This window comes from Microbacterium aurantiacum (assembly GCF_031625015.1).
Classification (GTDB): domain Bacteria; phylum Actinomycetota; class Actinomycetes; order Actinomycetales; family Microbacteriaceae; genus Microbacterium; species Microbacterium aurantiacum.
On record NZ_JAHWXH010000001.1, the window covers coordinates 1,749,193 to 1,765,465 of the forward strand.

The 16,273-nt window shown below is 71.0% G+C and carries 15 protein-coding genes; 8 read left to right on the forward strand and 7 right to left on the reverse strand.

The features are described 5' to 3' along the window. Positions 1-2: 2 nt before the first annotated feature. The gene (locus tag KZC50_RS08150) at positions 3-728 is read left to right on the forward strand and encodes a hypothetical protein (RefSeq protein ID WP_310891306.1); all 726 of its coding nucleotides are present in this window, start codon (positions 3-5) and stop codon (positions 726-728) included. On the opposite strand, the gene KZC50_RS08155 is transcribed toward KZC50_RS08150, so the two are convergent. Beyond that, positions 632-1,462 (reverse strand): oxidoreductase, encoded by an 831-nt coding sequence (locus KZC50_RS08155; RefSeq protein ID WP_053548121.1) that lies wholly within the window; start codon positions 1,460-1,462, stop codon positions 632-634. The two genes, KZC50_RS08150 and KZC50_RS08155, sit on opposite strands and share 97 nt — an antisense overlap. Before the next feature lie 75 nt (positions 1,463-1,537). Here KZC50_RS08155 and KZC50_RS08160 point away from each other — a divergent pair, with 75 nt between their 5' ends. From KZC50_RS08160 to KZC50_RS08180, 5 genes are read left to right on the forward strand one after another with little or no spacing between them, the layout of a single operon-like run. Then, a complete protein-coding gene (locus tag KZC50_RS08160; protein ID WP_053548120.1) occupies positions 1,538-2,323 on the forward strand; it encodes a DUF2510 domain-containing protein in 786 nt (261 codons plus the stop codon). 42 nt (positions 2,324-2,365) lie between these two features. Next, positions 2,366-3,127: a sulfite exporter TauE/SafE family protein gene (locus tag KZC50_RS08165; protein WP_310891307.1), complete on the forward strand. Its 762-nt coding sequence runs from the start codon at positions 2,366-2,368 to the stop codon at positions 3,125-3,127. Between the two features lie 21 nt (positions 3,128-3,148). Next, positions 3,149-3,598, forward strand: coding sequence for an FAS1-like dehydratase domain-containing protein (locus tag KZC50_RS08170; protein WP_310891308.1), 450 nt, complete (start codon positions 3,149-3,151; stop codon positions 3,596-3,598). Continuing rightward, positions 3,595-4,002 (forward strand): MaoC/PaaZ C-terminal domain-containing protein, encoded by a 408-nt coding sequence (locus tag KZC50_RS08175; RefSeq protein ID WP_310891309.1) that lies wholly within the window; start codon positions 3,595-3,597, stop codon positions 4,000-4,002. The genes KZC50_RS08170 and KZC50_RS08175 overlap by 4 nt, the downstream gene beginning before the upstream one ends. A gap of 4 nt (positions 4,003-4,006) precedes the next feature. Next, positions 4,007-5,143: a UDP-N-acetylmuramate dehydrogenase gene (locus KZC50_RS08180; protein WP_310891310.1), complete on the forward strand. Its 1,137-nt coding sequence runs from the start codon at positions 4,007-4,009 to the stop codon at positions 5,141-5,143. 20 nt (positions 5,144-5,163) lie between these two features. On the opposite strand, the gene KZC50_RS08185 is transcribed toward KZC50_RS08180, so the two are convergent. From KZC50_RS08185 to aceB, 4 genes are all read right to left on the reverse strand, one after another. Then, positions 5,164-6,372 (reverse strand): pyridoxal phosphate-dependent aminotransferase, encoded by a 1,209-nt coding sequence (locus KZC50_RS08185; RefSeq protein ID WP_310891311.1) that lies wholly within the window; start codon positions 6,370-6,372, stop codon positions 5,164-5,166. Between the two features lie 58 nt (positions 6,373-6,430). Then, complete coding sequence (locus KZC50_RS08190; protein ID WP_310891312.1) at positions 6,431-6,766, reverse strand: YciI family protein; 336 nt, start codon at positions 6,764-6,766, stop codon at positions 6,431-6,433. 75 nt (positions 6,767-6,841) lie between these two features. Beyond that, a complete protein-coding gene (locus KZC50_RS08195) occupies positions 6,842-8,437 on the reverse strand; it encodes an isocitrate lyase (protein ID WP_310891313.1) in 1,596 nt (531 codons plus the stop codon). 28 nt (positions 8,438-8,465) lie between these two features. Further along, positions 8,466-10,121: a malate synthase A gene (gene aceB, locus KZC50_RS08200; protein WP_310891314.1), complete on the reverse strand. Its 1,656-nt coding sequence runs from the start codon at positions 10,119-10,121 to the stop codon at positions 8,466-8,468. A gap of 138 nt (positions 10,122-10,259) precedes the next feature. On the opposite strand from aceB, the gene KZC50_RS08205 reads away from it, so the two are divergent. Beyond that, positions 10,260-11,741, forward strand: coding sequence for an XRE family transcriptional regulator (locus tag KZC50_RS08205; RefSeq protein ID WP_301133305.1), 1,482 nt, complete (start codon positions 10,260-10,262; stop codon positions 11,739-11,741). Between the two features lie 25 nt (positions 11,742-11,766). Here the strand turns inward: KZC50_RS08205 and KZC50_RS08210 are convergent, their stop codons facing one another. Further along, a complete protein-coding gene (locus KZC50_RS08210) occupies positions 11,767-13,152 on the reverse strand; it encodes an NAD(P)/FAD-dependent oxidoreductase (RefSeq protein ID WP_310891315.1) in 1,386 nt (461 codons plus the stop codon). Positions 13,153-13,167: 15 nt separating this feature from the next. Beyond that, on the reverse strand, positions 13,168-14,727 hold the full coding sequence (locus KZC50_RS08215; protein WP_310891316.1) for a PucR family transcriptional regulator: 1,560 nt from the start codon (positions 14,725-14,727) through the stop codon (positions 13,168-13,170). Positions 14,728-14,833: 106 nt separating this feature from the next. Here KZC50_RS08215 and gabT point away from each other — a divergent pair, with 106 nt between their 5' ends. Beyond that, positions 14,834-16,192 carry a 4-aminobutyrate--2-oxoglutarate transaminase gene (gabT, locus tag KZC50_RS08220; RefSeq protein WP_310891317.1) on the forward strand — a complete coding sequence of 453 codons (1,359 nt, stop codon included), beginning with the start codon at positions 14,834-14,836 and terminating at the stop codon, positions 16,190-16,192. Positions 16,193-16,273: the final 81 nt, after the last annotated feature.

Here is a 16,273-nt window from a genome sequence, read left to right on the forward strand (position 1 = left end):
GGATGCGTCCGTCCCGAGCGTCCCGCGTCTCTCGCGGGCTGCTCGCCGCCGGAGTCGCGACCTTCGTCGCCCTCCTCTCGCACGTCGCCGCGGGCGGTGCGATGCCCGGGTGGCTCGGCATCATCCTCCCGCTGGTCCTCGCGGCCGCCGCCAGCACGCTCCTCGTCGGCCGCCGTCTGTCGGTCTGGCGTCTGAGCCTCGCCGTAATGCTGAGCCAGGCCCTGTTCCACGTGCTCTTCGTGCTCGGTGCGGCCCCGGTCGCCGGTGCCGGTGCGGATGCGGCGCTCCACGCGAGCGGGCACGATCACGGCGGCATGACCGCGACGCTGTCGGCCGCCGAGCCCGCCGTCACCGGGGCGATGCTGCACGGCGACGCGATCATGTGGGCGCTGCACGCGCTGGCGGCCGTCGTCACCATCGCCGCACTCCACCGCGGCGAGCGCGCGTGCGCGATCCTCCGCCAGACCGCGACGGATGTCGCCCGGTGGGCGCGTCGCCTCGTCCTCGTCGCCCTGGTCTTCGTGCCCGTCGCCCCGACGCCCCCTGATCGGGGTCACCCTGGCGGCGTTCGTCGTGATCGACGTGGCGATCGGCGCGGTGCGGTCTCGACGCGCCCGCGCGGCTGCGGCGGCTACGTCGCCAGACGCGACAGCATCCCGTCCATGAGGACGTCGGGGAGCAGGCGCCGCAGCCCGACGATGACCTTCGCCGAGGCGGGGGTGGCGTAGCGCGAGCGCGGATAGCGCACGGTGACGGCCTTCACGATCGTGCGGGCGACGCCCTCGGCGGTGCCGGCCAGCGGGGACGAATCGACGTTCTCGTAGTTCGACACGAGGGCCGCGGCCTGCGCGGCGTAGGGGCCGTCGCCGGAGCGCTCGAGCGCACTCTCGCGCGAGATCGCGTTCCACTCGGTGCGGATGGGCCCGGGTTGGATGATGACGACATCGATGCCGTGCGGTGCGAGCTCGAGGCGCAGCGAGTCGGACAGCCCTTCCACGGCGAACTTGGTCGCGTGGTACCAGCTGCCGATCGGCTCGTAGATGCGGCCGCCGACGGAGGAGATGTTCACGATGCGTCCGCGACCGAGCGCGCGCATCGTCGGGAGCACCAGCTGCGTCAGACGCGCCAGGCCGAACACGTTCACCTCGAACTGGCGACGCGCCTCCTCGATCGGGACGTCCTCGAGGGCACCGTAGGAGCCGTATCCGGCGTTGTTGACGAGCACGTCGATGCGTCCCTGCTGGTGCACGATCCGATCGACGCCCGCCTGCATCGAGGCGTCGTCGGTGACGTCCATCTCGAGCACCTCGCACCCGGACGCCGCGAGGTGCGCCATCCGGTCCACCCGACGCGCAGCGGCGTAGACCACCCAGCCGCGCGCGATCAGCGCGAGGGCGGTTGCGTAGCCGATTCCGGAGGACGCGCCGGTGATGAGGACGACGGGGCGGGTCTTGTCTGACATCGCCCCAGTTCATCACGGATTCTCCGGGGCGGGACCGGGTGGGGGCGAGGGCGGCTGAGGGATAGGGTTGCCAGCATGACTGCGACCCCTCCCGGCTGGTATGACGACGGACACGGCGCGCTGCGCTGGTGGGACGGCACGCAGTGGACCACCCACGTCGCGGCACCCGACGCCGAGGGGGCGCCCGACGGCGCCACGCCGCCCGCGCCCGATGACGCCACGCCCGCCGCGGCCGATGCGACCGACGCGTCGCTGCAGACGGTGGGCTTCGACCCGCAGCCCGTCGACGGGGCCGCGCCCCCGGAGGGCTATAACGGCGAGGGTGGCGGGTTCTCCGCGGCCACGCAGCCGAAGTCGAAGCTCTGGATCCTGTGGCTCGTTCTCGGCGTGGTGATGCTCGGCGTGGTCATCGCCGCAGCCGTCCTCATCCCGCTGCTGCTCGTCAACGCTGCGACGTCGAGCGGTTCCGGAGGCTCCGGCGGAGGCGGGGCGCCGGCCGGCGATGACGAGCAGGCCGCCGTCGAGGTCGTCATGGACTACGACGACGCATGGCAGAACGCGGACTGCGATCTGTTCCTCGCGAGCACCACCGAGTCGTTCCGCACCGCCGGCGGTCTGGTCGACTGCGAGACCTTCGAGGCGACCGCGAGCGAGTTCTCGGCATCCGTCGAGGACTACCGCATCGAGGTCACCTCCATCGAGGGCGACGCGGAGCAGATCCTGGTCACCACCACCGAGACCTTCGAGAGCTTCTTCGATGAAGAAGGTAATCCCCTCGACGAGGCGGTCACCTACGACAACGTCTTCCTTTACACGCTCGTCCCCGCCGACGGCGGCTGGGCGATCGACTTCCTCGAGTAACCGGTGGCGGAAGAGGTGACGCGCGCCCGCGGGGCGCGCTACGTGATCACGTGCATCGGGGTCGGGCTCCTCGCCGGTCTCATGTCCGGCCTGTTCGGCGTCGGCGGGGGCACGGTCATCGTGCCGCTGCTGGTCCTCGTCCTCGGATTCGATCAGCGACTGGCTGCGGGCACGTCCCTCGGTGCGATCGTGCCCACGGCATCGGTGGGGGTGATCTCCTACGCGCTCAACGACTCGGTCGCATGGATCCCCGCGCTGATCCTCGCCGGCGGCGCGGTGATCGGCGCGCAGATCGGAACCGCCCTCCTCGCCCGTCTTTCGCAGACCGTCCTGCGCTGGGGCTTCGTGGGCTTCCTGGGCGTCGTCATCGTGATGCTGTTCATCGTCATCCCCTCGCGGGATGCCGTTCTCGAGCTCACCTGGTGGACGGGCCTCGGGCTCATCGCCCTCGGGCTCGTGACCGGAGTGCTCGCGGGACTCCTCGGTGTGGGTGGCGGCATCATCGTCGTGCCGGCGCTGATCTTCCTCTTCGGCACGAGCGACCTCGTCGCCAAGGGGACGTCCCTGCTCATGATGATCCCGACCGCCCTCTCCGGCACGATCGGCAACATCCGCCGACACAACATCGATCTCGTCGCCGCCGGGATCGTCGGTCTCGCCGCGATCACCACGACCGCCCTCGGTGCGTGGATCGCTGTCCGGGTCGACCCTCAGATCGGCAACATCCTCTTCGCCGCCTTCCTGGTCTTCATCGCCGTGCAGATGGCGATCAAGGCGATCCGGGGTCGGAAGAGCGCCCGCTGACCCCGTCGATAGGATGAACGGGTGCCAGTGAACCCCGAGCTCGTCGGTCGCGACTTCCCCGCGACCGCTCCCTACCTGGTCGGTCGAGAGAAGGTGCGCGAGTTCGCCCGCGCGGTGTTCTCCGACGCCGCACCGCACCACGACCCCGACGCCGCGCGCGCCCTCGGCTACGCCGACGTCGTCGCGCCCCCGACGTTCGCGATGGTCCTCCAGGACCTGACGCTGCAGCAGCTTCTCGCCGAGCCCGACTCGGGGATCGAGCTCTCGCGCGTCCTGCACGCCGAGCAGCGTTTCCGCTACACCCGTCCGATCGTGGCGGGCGACGAGCTCGTCGCGCGGCTGTCGGTGACCGGCCTCCGGGCGATGGGGCCGGCGACGATGGTGACCAGCGAGGCCGAGATCACCGAGCTCGAGGGCGCGCACGTCGTCACGGCGACTTCCGTGCTGGTCGTGGGGGAGGGGCAGTCATGAGCGAGGCCGTGAACGTGGGCGCCGTCGTGGCCGAGCGGACCGTCCACCTCGACCGCGCGGCGCTCGTGCGCTACGCCGGCGCCTCGGGCGACTTCAACCCCATCCACTACCGCGACGACGTGGCTGCCGCCGTGGGACTCCCCGGCGTCCTCGCGCACGGCATGCTCACGATGGGCCTGGCCGTGCAGACGATCGAGGAGTGGGTCGGAGACCCCGGCCGCATCCTCGAGTACGGCGTGCGCTTCACCCGCCCGGTCGTGGTCGACCCCGACACCGGCGCCGACGTCACGGTGCGCGCGGTGATCGGGCAGATCGCCGACGACGTCGCGCGGGTCGACCTCACCGTCACCTTCGACGGCGCGACCGTCCTCGGCAAAGCCCAGGTCCGGGTCCGGATCGTCTGATCGGATGCCGGAGATCACCCCGATTCCCCTCGCGCAGCTGACGACGCTGCGCACCGGCGGCGTCCCGGAGCGGATGATCGACGCACCCACGACGGTCGAGCTCGTCGAGGCGCTTCGCGACGTGTGGGCGACGGGCGACGAGTGGTTCGTCCTGGGCGGCGGATCGAACCTGTTCGTCGGAGACGACCCCTTCGAGGGCACCGTCGTGCGCATCCTCACGCGCGGGATCGAACGCCTTCCGTCGCCCCGGCCCGGTTTCGTGCGCCTGCGCGTGGCCGCGGGCCACGACTGGGACGACCTCGTCGCGGTCTCGGTCTCCGAGGGGCTCGCGGGTCTCGAGGCGATGTCCGGCATCCCCGGAACCGTCGGGGCCGCGCCCGTGCAGAACATCGGCGCGTACGGGCAGGAGACCGTCCAGACCCTCGTCGAGGTGGAGCTGATCGACGAGGCCACCGGCGAGGTCGAAACCGTCCCCGCCGCCGACCTCGGACTCGGATTCCGCACCTCGGTGCTCAAGCGCCACTACGGTTCCGTCCCCGCGCGCCGGGCGGTCATCCTCTCGGCGACGTTCGAACTCGCGGATGTCGGGCACGGTGAGCGCCGGATCGCCGGCGCGCAGCTTCGCGGAGCCCTCGGGCTCACCGAGGACGACACCGTGAGTCTGGCGTGGGTGCGCGAGCACGTTCTCGCCACGCGGGCGCGGAAGGGGATGGTGCTCGATGACGCCGACCCCGACACCCACAGCGCCGGCTCGTTCTTCCAGAACGCCGTGGTGTCGGCCTCTTTCGCCCGGACACTTCCCGACGCGTGCCCGCGGTGGCCCGTCGCACCGGACCTCGATCCGGTCGTGGTGATCCCGCTCTCCGCGTACGACGGTCTGGTTCCGGCGCCCACGAGTCGGGAATCCGACGTGAAGATCAGCGCCGGATGGCTGATCGAGAACGCGGGGCTCCGGAAGGGCTTCCGCTTCCCGCGTTCGCGGGCGGGGCTCTCGACCAAACACGCCCTCGCCCTGACCAACCGCGGCAACGCCACAGCGGCCGAGATCGCCGAGCTCGCCCGCTACATCCAGAGCCGAGTGGCAGCGGAGTTCGGACTCGTCCTGCAGCCCGAGCCGGTCCTCGTCGGCGTCGAGCTGTAGGACGGGTCCGCCATCCGGCCTCAGTCCGCGGCGGCGAAGAGCTCCTGCAGACGGGTGACGCCCTCGAGGAGCGCATCGTCGCCGAGGGCGTAGGAAAGGCGGAGGTAGCCGGAGGGTCCGAACGCCTCACCGGGGACGACGGCGACCTCGGCCCGCTCGAGGATCAGATCGGCCAGTTCGAGCGAGGTCTGCGGGGTGACGCCACCCCACGTGCGACCGAGCAGGCCGCGCACATCGGGGTAGACGTAGAACGCGCCGAGCGGGTTGGGGACGACGACACCGTCGATCTTCGACAGCTCTTCGACGATGAGACGCCGGCGGCGGTCGAACGCGACGCGGAAGGACTCCGCCTCGTCCTGCGGACCCGAGAGTGCGGAGAGCGCCGCGCGCTGGGCGATGTTGTTGACGTTCGAGCTGAGGTGCGACTGCAGATTGCCGGCGACCTTGATCGCGTCGGCGGGGCCGACCATCCAGCCCACGCGCCAGCCGGTCATCGCGTAGGTCTTGGCGACCCCGTTGACGAGGATCGTCTGTCCGGCGACCTCCGGCACGGCTTCGACGATCGACACCGCGCGCGTGCCCTCGTAGACGAGGTTCTGGTAGATCTCGTCGGAGATGATCCAGATCCCGTGCTCGAGCGCCCACTCGCCGATCGCTCGGGTCTCCTCGGCGGTGTAGACGGCGCCGGTCGGATTCGACGGCGAGACGAACACGAGCACGGTCGTGCGCTCGGTGCGGGCGGCCTCGAGCTGGTCGACGGTGACCTTGTACTCCTGGTCGGCGCCGGCGAAGACCTCGACCGGCACGCCGTCGGCGAGGGCGATCGCCTCCGGGTAGGTCGTCCAGTAGGGCGCGGGGAGGAGCACCTCGTCGCCGGGGTTCACCACGGCCTGGAAGGCCTGGTAGACCGCCTGCTTGCCGCCGTTGGTGACGATCACCTGGGAGGGGGCGACATCCAGACCGGAGTCGCGCGCGGTCTTCGCGGCGATCGCCTCGCGGAGCACCGGCAAGCCCGCGGCGGGGGTGTATCGGAAGTTCGCGGGGTCGCGCAGGGCCTCGGCGGCGGCCTCGACGATGAACGCCGGCGTGGCGAAGTCGGGCTCGCCGGCGGCGTAGCTGATCACGGGCCGGCCGGCGGCCTGCAGGGCCTTGGCCTTGGCGTCGACCTTGAGCGTGGCCGACTCGGCGATGGCGGAGAGCTTGCGGGAGAGCGGGGCGCGATGTGTCACGGGGCCAGCGTAGTCGCCCGGGCGTGTCCGTCGGGAGCCGCGTGCGGCCCCGTGCGGATCAGAGGTCCAGCGGCCACGCCGGACGGAGCTCGATGATGCCCGCCGTCGCCATCGGATGCCGCCCTGCCAGCGCGATCGCCTCCTCCATGTCAGCGCACTCGAGGATGTCGAACCCGGCGATCTCGACGTGCGCCGGGGTGGCCGGTCCGTCGGTGACGCGGACCTCTCCGTCGCGGCGACGGATCGTCCTGGCCTCAGCGGAGGGTCGGAGCCGATCGCCGTCTGTGGCCTTGCCCGAACCGTAGGCCTCCTCGACCCACTGCTCGATCGGCACCGGCGGCTCCTCGTCGGACGAACGCGCGGGGTCGGAGAAGACGAGCATCAAGAACTTCATCGGTCTTCCTTTCGCCGGGCCGGCGAGAGCGGTGCGGGCCGAGGATCGCTCCTGGCGGCCCGCACCGCGTCCGCGTCAGCCGAATTGGTTCATCGTATTGTGCGCGCCTCCGGCCTTCAGGGCGGCATCCCCGGCGAAGTACTCCTTGTGGTTGTCGCCGATGTCGCTGCCGGCCATGTTCTGATGCTTCACCGTCGCGATCCCCTCGCGGATCTCGCGGCGCTGCACCCCTCGGACGTAGGCGAGCATGCCCTCGTCGCCGAAGTAGCCCTTGGCGAGGTCATCGGTCGACAGGGCCGCCGTGTGGTAGGTCGGAAGGGTGATCAGGTGGTGGAAGATCCCGGCGCGAGCCGAGCCGTCCTTCTGGAACGAGCGGATCTTCTCGTCTGCGAGGCGACCGAGCTCGGTGTCGTCGTAGTCGGGGCTCATCAGCTCGGCCCGGTCGTACGCGGAGACATCGGCACCCTGCTCCGCGAGCAGGTCGTAGGCCTGCTGGCGGAAGTTCAGCGTCCAGTTGAACGAGGGGCTGTTGTTGTAGACGAGCTTCGCGTTCGGGATCGCGGCGCGAATCCGGTCCATCATCCCCGCGATCTGCTCGACGTGCGGCTTCTCGGTCTCGATCCAGAGCAGGTCGGCGCCGTTTCGGAGCGACGTGATGCAATCGAGCACGCAGCGTTCCTCACCGGTTCCGGGGCGGAACTGGTACAGGTTGCTCGCCAGTCGCTTCGGGCGGACGAGCCGGCCGTCGCGGGAGAGCACGACGTCACCGCTGCCGAGGCCCGCTTCGGAGATCTCCTCGACGTCGAGGAACGCGTTGTACTGATCCCCGAGGTCTCCCGGCCGATGCGACACCGCGAGCTTCTGCGTGAGCCCTGCGCCGAGCGAGTCGGTGCGGGCGACGATCACGCCGTCGTCGACGCCGAGCTCGAGGAACGCGTACCGCACGGCGTTGAGCTTGGCGATGAAGTCCTCGTGCGGGACGGTGACCTTGCCGTCCTGGTGGCCGCACTGCTTCTCGTCCGAGACCTGGTTCTCGATCTGGATCGCGCAGGCTCCCGCCTCGATCATCTTCTTGGCCAGCAGGTACGTCGCTTCGGGATTGCCGAAGCCGGCGTCGATGTCGGCGATGATCGGCACCACGTGGGTCTCGTACGCGTCGATCTGCGACTGGAGGAATTCCGCCGCCGTGTCGTCCCCGGCCGCGCGGGCGGCATCCAGCCGGGTGAACAGGAGGTCGAGCTCGCGTGCGTCGGCCTGACGGAGGAAGGTGTAGAGCTCCTCGATGAGCGCCGGGACCGCGGTCTTCTCGTGCATCGACTGGTCGGGGAGCGGCCCGAACTCCGAGCGGAGCGCGGCGATCATCCATCCGGACAGGTAGAGGTAGCGCTTGTTCGTGGTCTTCAGGTGCTTCTTGATCGAGATGAGCTTCTGCTGTCCGATGAAGCCGTGCCACACCCCGAGCGACTGCGTGAACACCGACGAGTCGGCGTCGTACTCGGCCATGTCGCGGCGCATGATGCCGGCGGTGTAGCGGGCGATGTCCAAGCCCGTGCGGAAGCGGTTCTGCGCGCGCATCCGGGCGACCGACTCGGGGTCGATGGCGTCCCAGGCGGAGCCGTGGCGCTCCTTCAGGGTGCGGATGGCGGCGATGTCGTCCTGGTAGAGGGTCATGTCGTGTCCTTCGCGGGAGAGGGGTGGATCACGCGGTCTCGTCGATGTCGACGAGGAACTTCGCGTAGGCGGGCAGGGTGAGGAAGGCCGGGAACTCGCGGCCCAGGGCGACGTCGCGGAAGATCGTGGCGGCGTCGTCGAAGCGGTCGTCGTCGCGGCGCGGGGTCTCGTCGAGCACCCGCGTGATGAGGCCCTCGACGTAGTCGCGCGTGATGAGGTCGCCCTCGGCGGTCGCCCGGTCCTGGTGGATCCACTGCCACACCTGAGACCGCGAGATCTCCGCGGTCGCGGCATCCTCCATCAGGTTGTCGATCGCCACCGCGCCCAGGCCCCGGAGCCATGCCTCGATGTAGCGGATCGCGACCGAGACGTTCGCGTGCACGCCCTCGGCGGTCACCGGCCGACCGATATGCACGTCGAGGAGGTCGGATGCCGTCACCTCCACGTCCTCGCGCTGACGGTCGACCTGGTTCGGCCGGTCGCCGAGCACCGCGTCGAACTCGGCCATCGCGGTCGGGATCAGGTCGGGGTGGGCGACCCACGTCCCGTCGAAGCCGTCGCCGGCCTCGCGCTTCTTGTCGGCGGCCACCTTCTCGAACGCACGAGCGGTCACCTCGCGGTCGCGGCGGTTCGGGATGAAGGCGCTCATGCCGCCGATCGCGAAGGCGCCGCGCTTGTGGCACGTCTTCACCAGCAGCTCGGTGTAAGCCCGCATGAACGGCACGGTCATCGTGACCTCGCTGCGGTCGGGGAGCACGAAGCGGGCCCCGCGCCCGCGGTAGTTCTTGATGATCGAGAAGATGTAGTCCCAGCGCCCCGCGTTCAGGCCCGCGCAGTGGTCGCGCAGCTCGAAGAGGATCTCCTCCATCTCGAACGCCGCCGGCAGCGTCTCGATCAGCACCGTCGCCCGGATCGTGCCGTGCGGGATTCCGATGTACTGCTCGCTGAAGGTGAAGACGTCGTCCCAGAGCTTCGCCTCCTCGCTCGACTCCAGCTTGGCGATGTAGAAGTACGGGCCGCGGCCGCTGTCGATGAGGCGCTGGGCGTTGTGGAAGAAGTACAGCCCGAAGTCCACCAGCGAACCGGAGGCGGCCATCTCGCGCCCCGCGCGGTCGGTGAACCGCAGGTGGGCCTCGCTCAGGTGCCAGCCCCGCGGCCGCATCACGATCGTGGGCGTGCGCTCGGCGGTGACCTCGTAGGTCTTGCCGGCGTCGTTCGTGAAGGTCAGCTCGCCGCGGATGGCGTCGCGCAGCGACAGCTGGCCCTCGATGACGTTCTTCCAGGTGGGGCTGGTGGCGTCCTCCTGGTCGGCCAGCCACACCCGCGCGCCGGAGTTCAGCGCGTTGATCGTCATCTTCGGATCGGTGGGGCCGGTGATCTCCACCCGGCGGTCCTCCAGGCCCGGGCCCGCGCCGGCGACCCGCCACTCGGCGTCCTCGCGAATGTGCGCGGTGTCGTCGCGGAACCGGGGGTCGTGGCCGTTGCCGATCTCGAAGCGGCGCCGCATCCGATCGGCGAGGCGATCGTGCCGGCGTCCGCCGAAGCGCTGGTGGAGCTCGGCGACGAAGGCCAGCGCCTCGGGCGTGAGGATCTCGTCGTAGCGAGGGCCCATCCGGCCGAGGACCTGGACGGCCGGCGCCGGCGCCGTGGTGGGGGCGGTCAGTGTGGCGGTTGCAGGTGTCATGTCCGTGTCCTCCTGTGAGCGGATCCGCGGTGGTGATTCCGCGGGGTGGTTCCACTGTGGGGTGAATATCCAGCCCGAAACCGACGAATCCAGGTGTGAACTTTCCCGAATATTCGTCATTCGTGACAGAATCCCGACATGTCGATCGCACAGAGCCGGGATGCCGGGGCGGGGGCCCCCGACGATGAAGAGGTGGACTCCCTCACCATCGGCCGCCGCATCCGTCAGCTGCGGTCTGCACGCGGTATGACGCTGGACGACCTCGCCGCCGCGGTCGAGCGCGTGCCCAGCCAGCTCTCGATGATCGAGAACGGCCGGCGCGAGCCGAAGCTGACGCTGCTGCGCCAGATCGCCCGCGCCCTCGGGACGAGCCTGGACGCGCTCCTCGAGTCCGAGCCCCTCGACGAGCGCGCGACGATGGAGATCGCCCTCGAACGCGCGATGAAGGGGCAGACGTTCCAGGCGCTGGGCATCGAGCCGTTCCGCATCGGCAAGACCGTCCCCGACGACGCCCTCCGCGCGATGCTCGCGTTGCAGGGCGAGATCGAGAGGCTGCGCGATGAGAGGGCCGCCACCCCCGAGGAGGCCCGACGCGCGAACGTCGCGCTCCGCCGTCTCATGCGCACGCAGAACAACCACTTCCCGGATCTGGAGAAGCAGGCGCTGGCGATCCTCGCCGCCGTCGGGCACCCCGGGGGTCCGCTCACCCAGCGGACGGCATCCGACATCGCCGCGCACCTCGGGTTCACGCTGCACTACGTGCCGGATCTGCCGCAGACCACCCGCAGCGTCGCCGACATCAAGAACGGCCGGCTCTACCTCTCGAGCAGGCTGGCGTCGAAGGGGGACCCGCGGACGGCGGTGCTGCAGGCCCTCTCCAGCCGGATCCTCGGCCACACCGAACCCACGAGCTACGCGGAGTTCCTCCGTCAGCGGGTCGAGACGAACTACCTCACCGGCGCCCTGCTGATCCCCGAGGACCACGCCGTGCCGTTCCTCCTCGAGGCGAAGGGGCGTCGGGCGGTGTCGATCGAGGATCTCCGCGACGCGTACTCGGTGTCGTACGAGACCGCCGCGCATCGGTTCACGAACCTCGCGACCGTCCACCTCGGCATCCCCGTGCACTTCTTGAAGGTGCACGAGTCGGGGACGATCACGAAGGCGTACGAGAACGACGACGTGAACTTTCCGACCGATCGGCTGGGATCGATCGAGGGGCAGATGTGCTGCCGGAAGTGGACTTCACGCGTCGTCTTCGACGAGGACGACCACTTCAACCCGTACTACCAGTACACCGACACCGGCAACGGGACGTACTGGTGCACCGCCCGTGTCGAGCTCTCCAGCGAGGGCGCGCATTCGGTCTCGGTGGGGGTGCGCTTCGACGACACCAAATGGTTCCTCGGCCGCGACACTCCGCACCGCGGGGTGTCCAAGCACTCGGTGGAGGTGTGCTGCCGCCGGGCGCCGGCGGATCTCGAGGCGTCGTGGCGCGAGTATGCGTGGCCGAACGTCCGCACCCCGCGGACGCTGCTGGCCACCCTCCCCACCGGCGCCTTCCCCGGGGTGGACACCACCGACGTCTACGAGTTCCTCGAAGCCCACGCCCCGCGCGGGTGAGCGCCTTGTTTCCGGATGTCGGAGGTCAGCGCCCGGCGATGAGGTCGGCGACGCGCGCCGGCCACGCCGTGCGGGAGGAGCCTCCGGCCTCCATCCGATCCGCGCTCCGGTAGGCGGCGTAGATCGCGTGGACGGCGAGGAACCGCAGCGGCTCGAGCTCCCAGCGGCGCGCGCGATGCCCGACCCAGGGCAGGTGCGTGAGATCGGTGTCGCGGCCCAGGACGAGGTCGGCGAGCGTGCGACCGGCGAGGTTCGTGGCGGTGACGCCGGTGCCGACGTAGCCGCCCGCCCAGCCGAGGCCGGTGCGCGCGTCGTGGCCGACGGTCGCCGCCCAGTCGCGGGGGACGCCCAGCACGCCCGACCATGCGTGCGCGACGGGCACGTCCGCCGCGACGGGGAAGAAGTCGTGCAGCAGGGCGGCGAGCGAGGCGATCGTGCGCGCCTGCGTCGACCCGTCGGTGTCCACGCGCGATCCGAACCGGTACGGGACCCCTCGGCCGCCGAAGGCGATGCGATCGTCGGCGGTGCGCTGGGCGTACATGTAGACGTGTGCGAAGTCGCCGAGCGTCTCCCGCCCCTCCCAGCCGATCTCCGCCCAGGCCGAGGCGGGCAGGGGATCGGTGACGATCATCGAGGAGTTCATCGGCAGCCAGGTCCGGTGCTCGCCGCGGAGGTCCGCCGTGAACCCCTCCGTGGCACGTAAGACGTGCGCGGCGCGCACCGTCCCGCGGTCGGTGACCGCACGACCGCGGGAGATCTCGCGGACGCGCGTGTCCTCGTAGATCGGCACGCCGAGGCGCTCGACGGTCGCCGCGAGTCCGCGGACGAGCTTGACCGGATGCACGCGCGCGCAGTGCGGGTGCCGGATCGCCCCGAGCGTCCCGGCCACACCGATCCGGGCGGCGGCGGACGCGGCATCCAGCTCCTCCACATCGGTGTCGGGCCAGTCCTGCTCGGCACGCGCGGCGGCGCGGAGACGGGCGAGCTGCGCGGGGGTGCGCGCGACCTCGAACTCGCCCCCGCGCACGATGTCGGCGTCGATCCCCTCCCGCTCGGCGACGGTGATCACCTCGTCCACCGCGGCGTTCAATGCACGCTGCTGCGCGGTGCCGGGTCCTCGTCCGTACCGCGCGCGTCCGCCGGTGACGCTGTTGGTGAGCCATCCGCCGTTGCGGCCCGACGCGCCGAAGCCGGCGAAGCGCTGCTCCAGGACCGCGACCCGGAGGCCCGGCTGAAGGGTCTTCAGGTAGTACGCCGCCCAGAGACCGGTGTACCCGGCGCCGACCACGGCGACATCCACGTCGATGTCCCCCGGCAGGGCGGGTCTCGGCGCGGGGACTCCGCCGACCGAGCGCCACCACCACGACACGTCGCCGTTCGGAACGTCGCCGATCTCCGTCGCGCTGCTCATGCGGTCATCATGTCCTCAGCCCTCCGCCGCGCGCAACGCTGCGTAGAGCTCCGCCCGCACGGGGAACGATCCGAGATCGAGTCCGAGCACGCGCTCGATGTGCGCGAGACGAGTCCGCACCGTGTGGCGGTGCACGCCGAGGGCCCGGGCGCACGCCTCGTGCGAGCAGTCCGCATCGAGCCAGGCGCGGAGGGTCGCCAGCAGAGCCGTGCCCTGCGTCCGGTCGTTGTCGACGAGGGGCCGCAGCTGAGCGTCGGCGAGGGCCCGCGCATCCGCGGAGAGCGCGGAGAGCACGCCCGCCCGGCCGATGTCGGCGAACGCGGTGACGGATGCCGTGCCCCGGTCCCGCGCGGCCCGCGCCTGGTCGAGGGCCGCGCGGATGCCGTCGTAGCCGGCCGGTTCGGAGACGCCCACCCGGATCTCGAACCGCTCGGCGATCTCGTCGATCACCGCGCGTTCACCGGTGCGGACGATCAGGACGAGCGCGCCCTCGACGCGGCCGAAGAACAGCGTGCCGCGTCGTTCGTCGCCGCGCAGCTCGAGGAGCTCGGTGATCGCGTCCAGGCGGGCGCGGGCGCTCGCCGTCGTCCGCGTACCCTCGCCCGCCAGGGCCTCGGTGACGGCGACGTCGACGGGCGCCGCGGGGAGCGCCCCCCACATCTCGCGCGCGATCCTCCGGGCAAGAGAGGGGTCGCCGGAGAGGAGGGACTGGATGAGGCCCGCACGCAGGGCGTTCCGCGCGCGACTGAGGCCCTGCTGCTGTTCCAGGGCGAGGCCGGCCATTGCGATGACGGCGGTCACGACGCCCCGCCCCTCCTGGTCGAGGTCGCCCGCGGCGATCGCGATGACGCCGCGGAGGTGTCCGCCGCGGCCGAGGGTCTGCAGTGAGAACGGCCCGTCGCCGATCCGGAGGGCGGAGCCCGCGCGCGCCCCGCGGCGGAGCACCCCGCCGACCTCGTCGTGCAGGGCGGCGGCGGTCGCGGCATCCAGCCCTCCGGCCGGATGCTCGCGGACGAGCTCGCCGGCGGCGTCGAACATGCCCACCCACGTGTCCAGCTGCCGGGCGAGCTCGGCGACGGTCGCCCCCAGGCCGTCGGGGCGGAGGGCCGCGAGGGCGATCGCGCGTTGCGCGGCGAGGGCCCAGCTGCGGCGGGCGTAGGCCTGCGCCGCGATGGCCTCGGCGTTGGCGCGGGCCACGGCGATGAACGGGGTGCGGTACGGCACCTCGAACAGCGGCATCCCCGCGGCCGCGCACGCCTCCTCGAGCGCGGGAGGGATGCCGTGCCGGACGACCTCCGTGCCGAAGCCGAGGCCCACCACGCCGCGCGCCGACAGCCGCTGGACGTAGTCGCGGTACGGTCCGCGCTCCTCGCCCGCACCGTCGAACTGGGTGCCGGTGGTCAGCAGCACGAGGCCCTCGGAGAGGAAGGGGGTCGGATCCGCAAGGTCGGAGCTGTGGACCCACCGGACAGGCCGGTCCAGGGCGTCGTCGCGGGCATCGCCGGCGAGACGCAGCTGGAGGTCGGGTCGACTCAGCAGGGCGCGGAGGGTCGGGACGTCGGCATCCGTGGTCATGATCCTCCGCGAGTCACGTTGGGGTGTACGGGTTGTACATCGGGTTGGGAAAAATGTACAGCCGGTCAGGTGTGCGCCGTGCGCCCGCCCCCGTACGCTCGCCGACATGACCGCGATCGACACCGTTGCCGCCCCGGTGGGCGGGCCCACTCTGCCCCAGGAACGCCGCCTCGTCACTGAGATCCCCGGCCCCCGCTCGCAGGAACTCCTCGCGCGGAAGGCGGCCGCCGTCGCGGCCGGCGTCGGCCACACCGCGCCGATCGAGGCCGTCGCCGCCGGCGGCGGAGTCGTCGTCGATGCCGACGGCAACTCCCTCATCGACCTCGGCTCGGGCATCGCCGTCACCACCGTCGGCAACGCGCACCCCCGCGTCGTCGAGGCCGTCACCGCGCAGGTGGCGCAGTTCACGCACACGTGCTTCATGGTCTCGCCGTACGAGTCGTACGTCTCCGTCGCCGAGGCCCTCAACCGCGTCACCCCGGGCGACCACGACAAGAAGTCGGCGCTGTTCAACTCCGGCGCCGAAGCGGTCGAGAACGCGATCAAAATCGCGCGCAAATTCACCAAGAAGCAGGCCGTCGTCGCGTTCGACCACGGCTACCACGGGCGCACGAACCTCACGATGGCCCTGACGGCGAAGTCGATGCCCTACAAGAGCGGCTTCGGCCCGTTCGCCTCCGAGGTCTACCGCGCGCCGATGTCGTACCCGTTCCGCGACGGCGGACTCAGCGGCGCGGATGCCGCGCGCAAGGCCATCTCGGTCATCGAGAAGCAGGTCGGCGCCGAGAACCTCGCCGCCGTCATCATCGAGCCCATCCAGGGCGAGGGCGGGTTCATCGTCCCCGCCGACGGATTCCTGGAGCACCTCCTGCGCTGGTGCCGCAGCAACGACGTCGTCTTCATCGCCGACGAGATCCAGACCGGCTTCGGTCGCACCGGCGCGATGTTCGCCTCCGAGTTGTTCGGCATCGTCCCCGACCTGATCACGACCGCGAAGGGCATCGCCGCGGGCCTCCCGCTCGCGGCCGTCACCGGTCGCGCGGACATCATGGATGCCGCGCACGCCGGCGGCCTCGGCGGCACCTACGGCGGGAACCCCATCGCCTGCGCCGCGGCGCTCGCCGCCATCGAGGTGTTCGAGAGCGAGGACCTGCCCTCCCGCGCGCGGGAGATCGAGACCCTCCTGACCGGACGCCTGCGCGACCTGCAGGCCTCGGACCCGCGCATCGGCGACATCCGCGGACGCGGTGCCATGATCGCGGTCGAGTTCGTCGTGCCCTCGACTGGAGATCCCGACGGCACCCTCACCTCCGCGATCGCGAAGGCCTGCATCGCGCAGGGCGTGATCGTGCTCACCTGCGGCACCTACGGCAACGTGATCCGTTTCCTCCCGCCGCTGAGCATCTCCGACGACCTGCTCCACGAGGGCCTGGACGTCATCGCCGCCGCCCTCGCCGCCCACTGAGCGGCGCCTTCCCTTCACCACCCACTGCCCCCGCATCGTGGCGAGAGCATCCGTCTCCGCACGATCGACCCCCGCACCCGC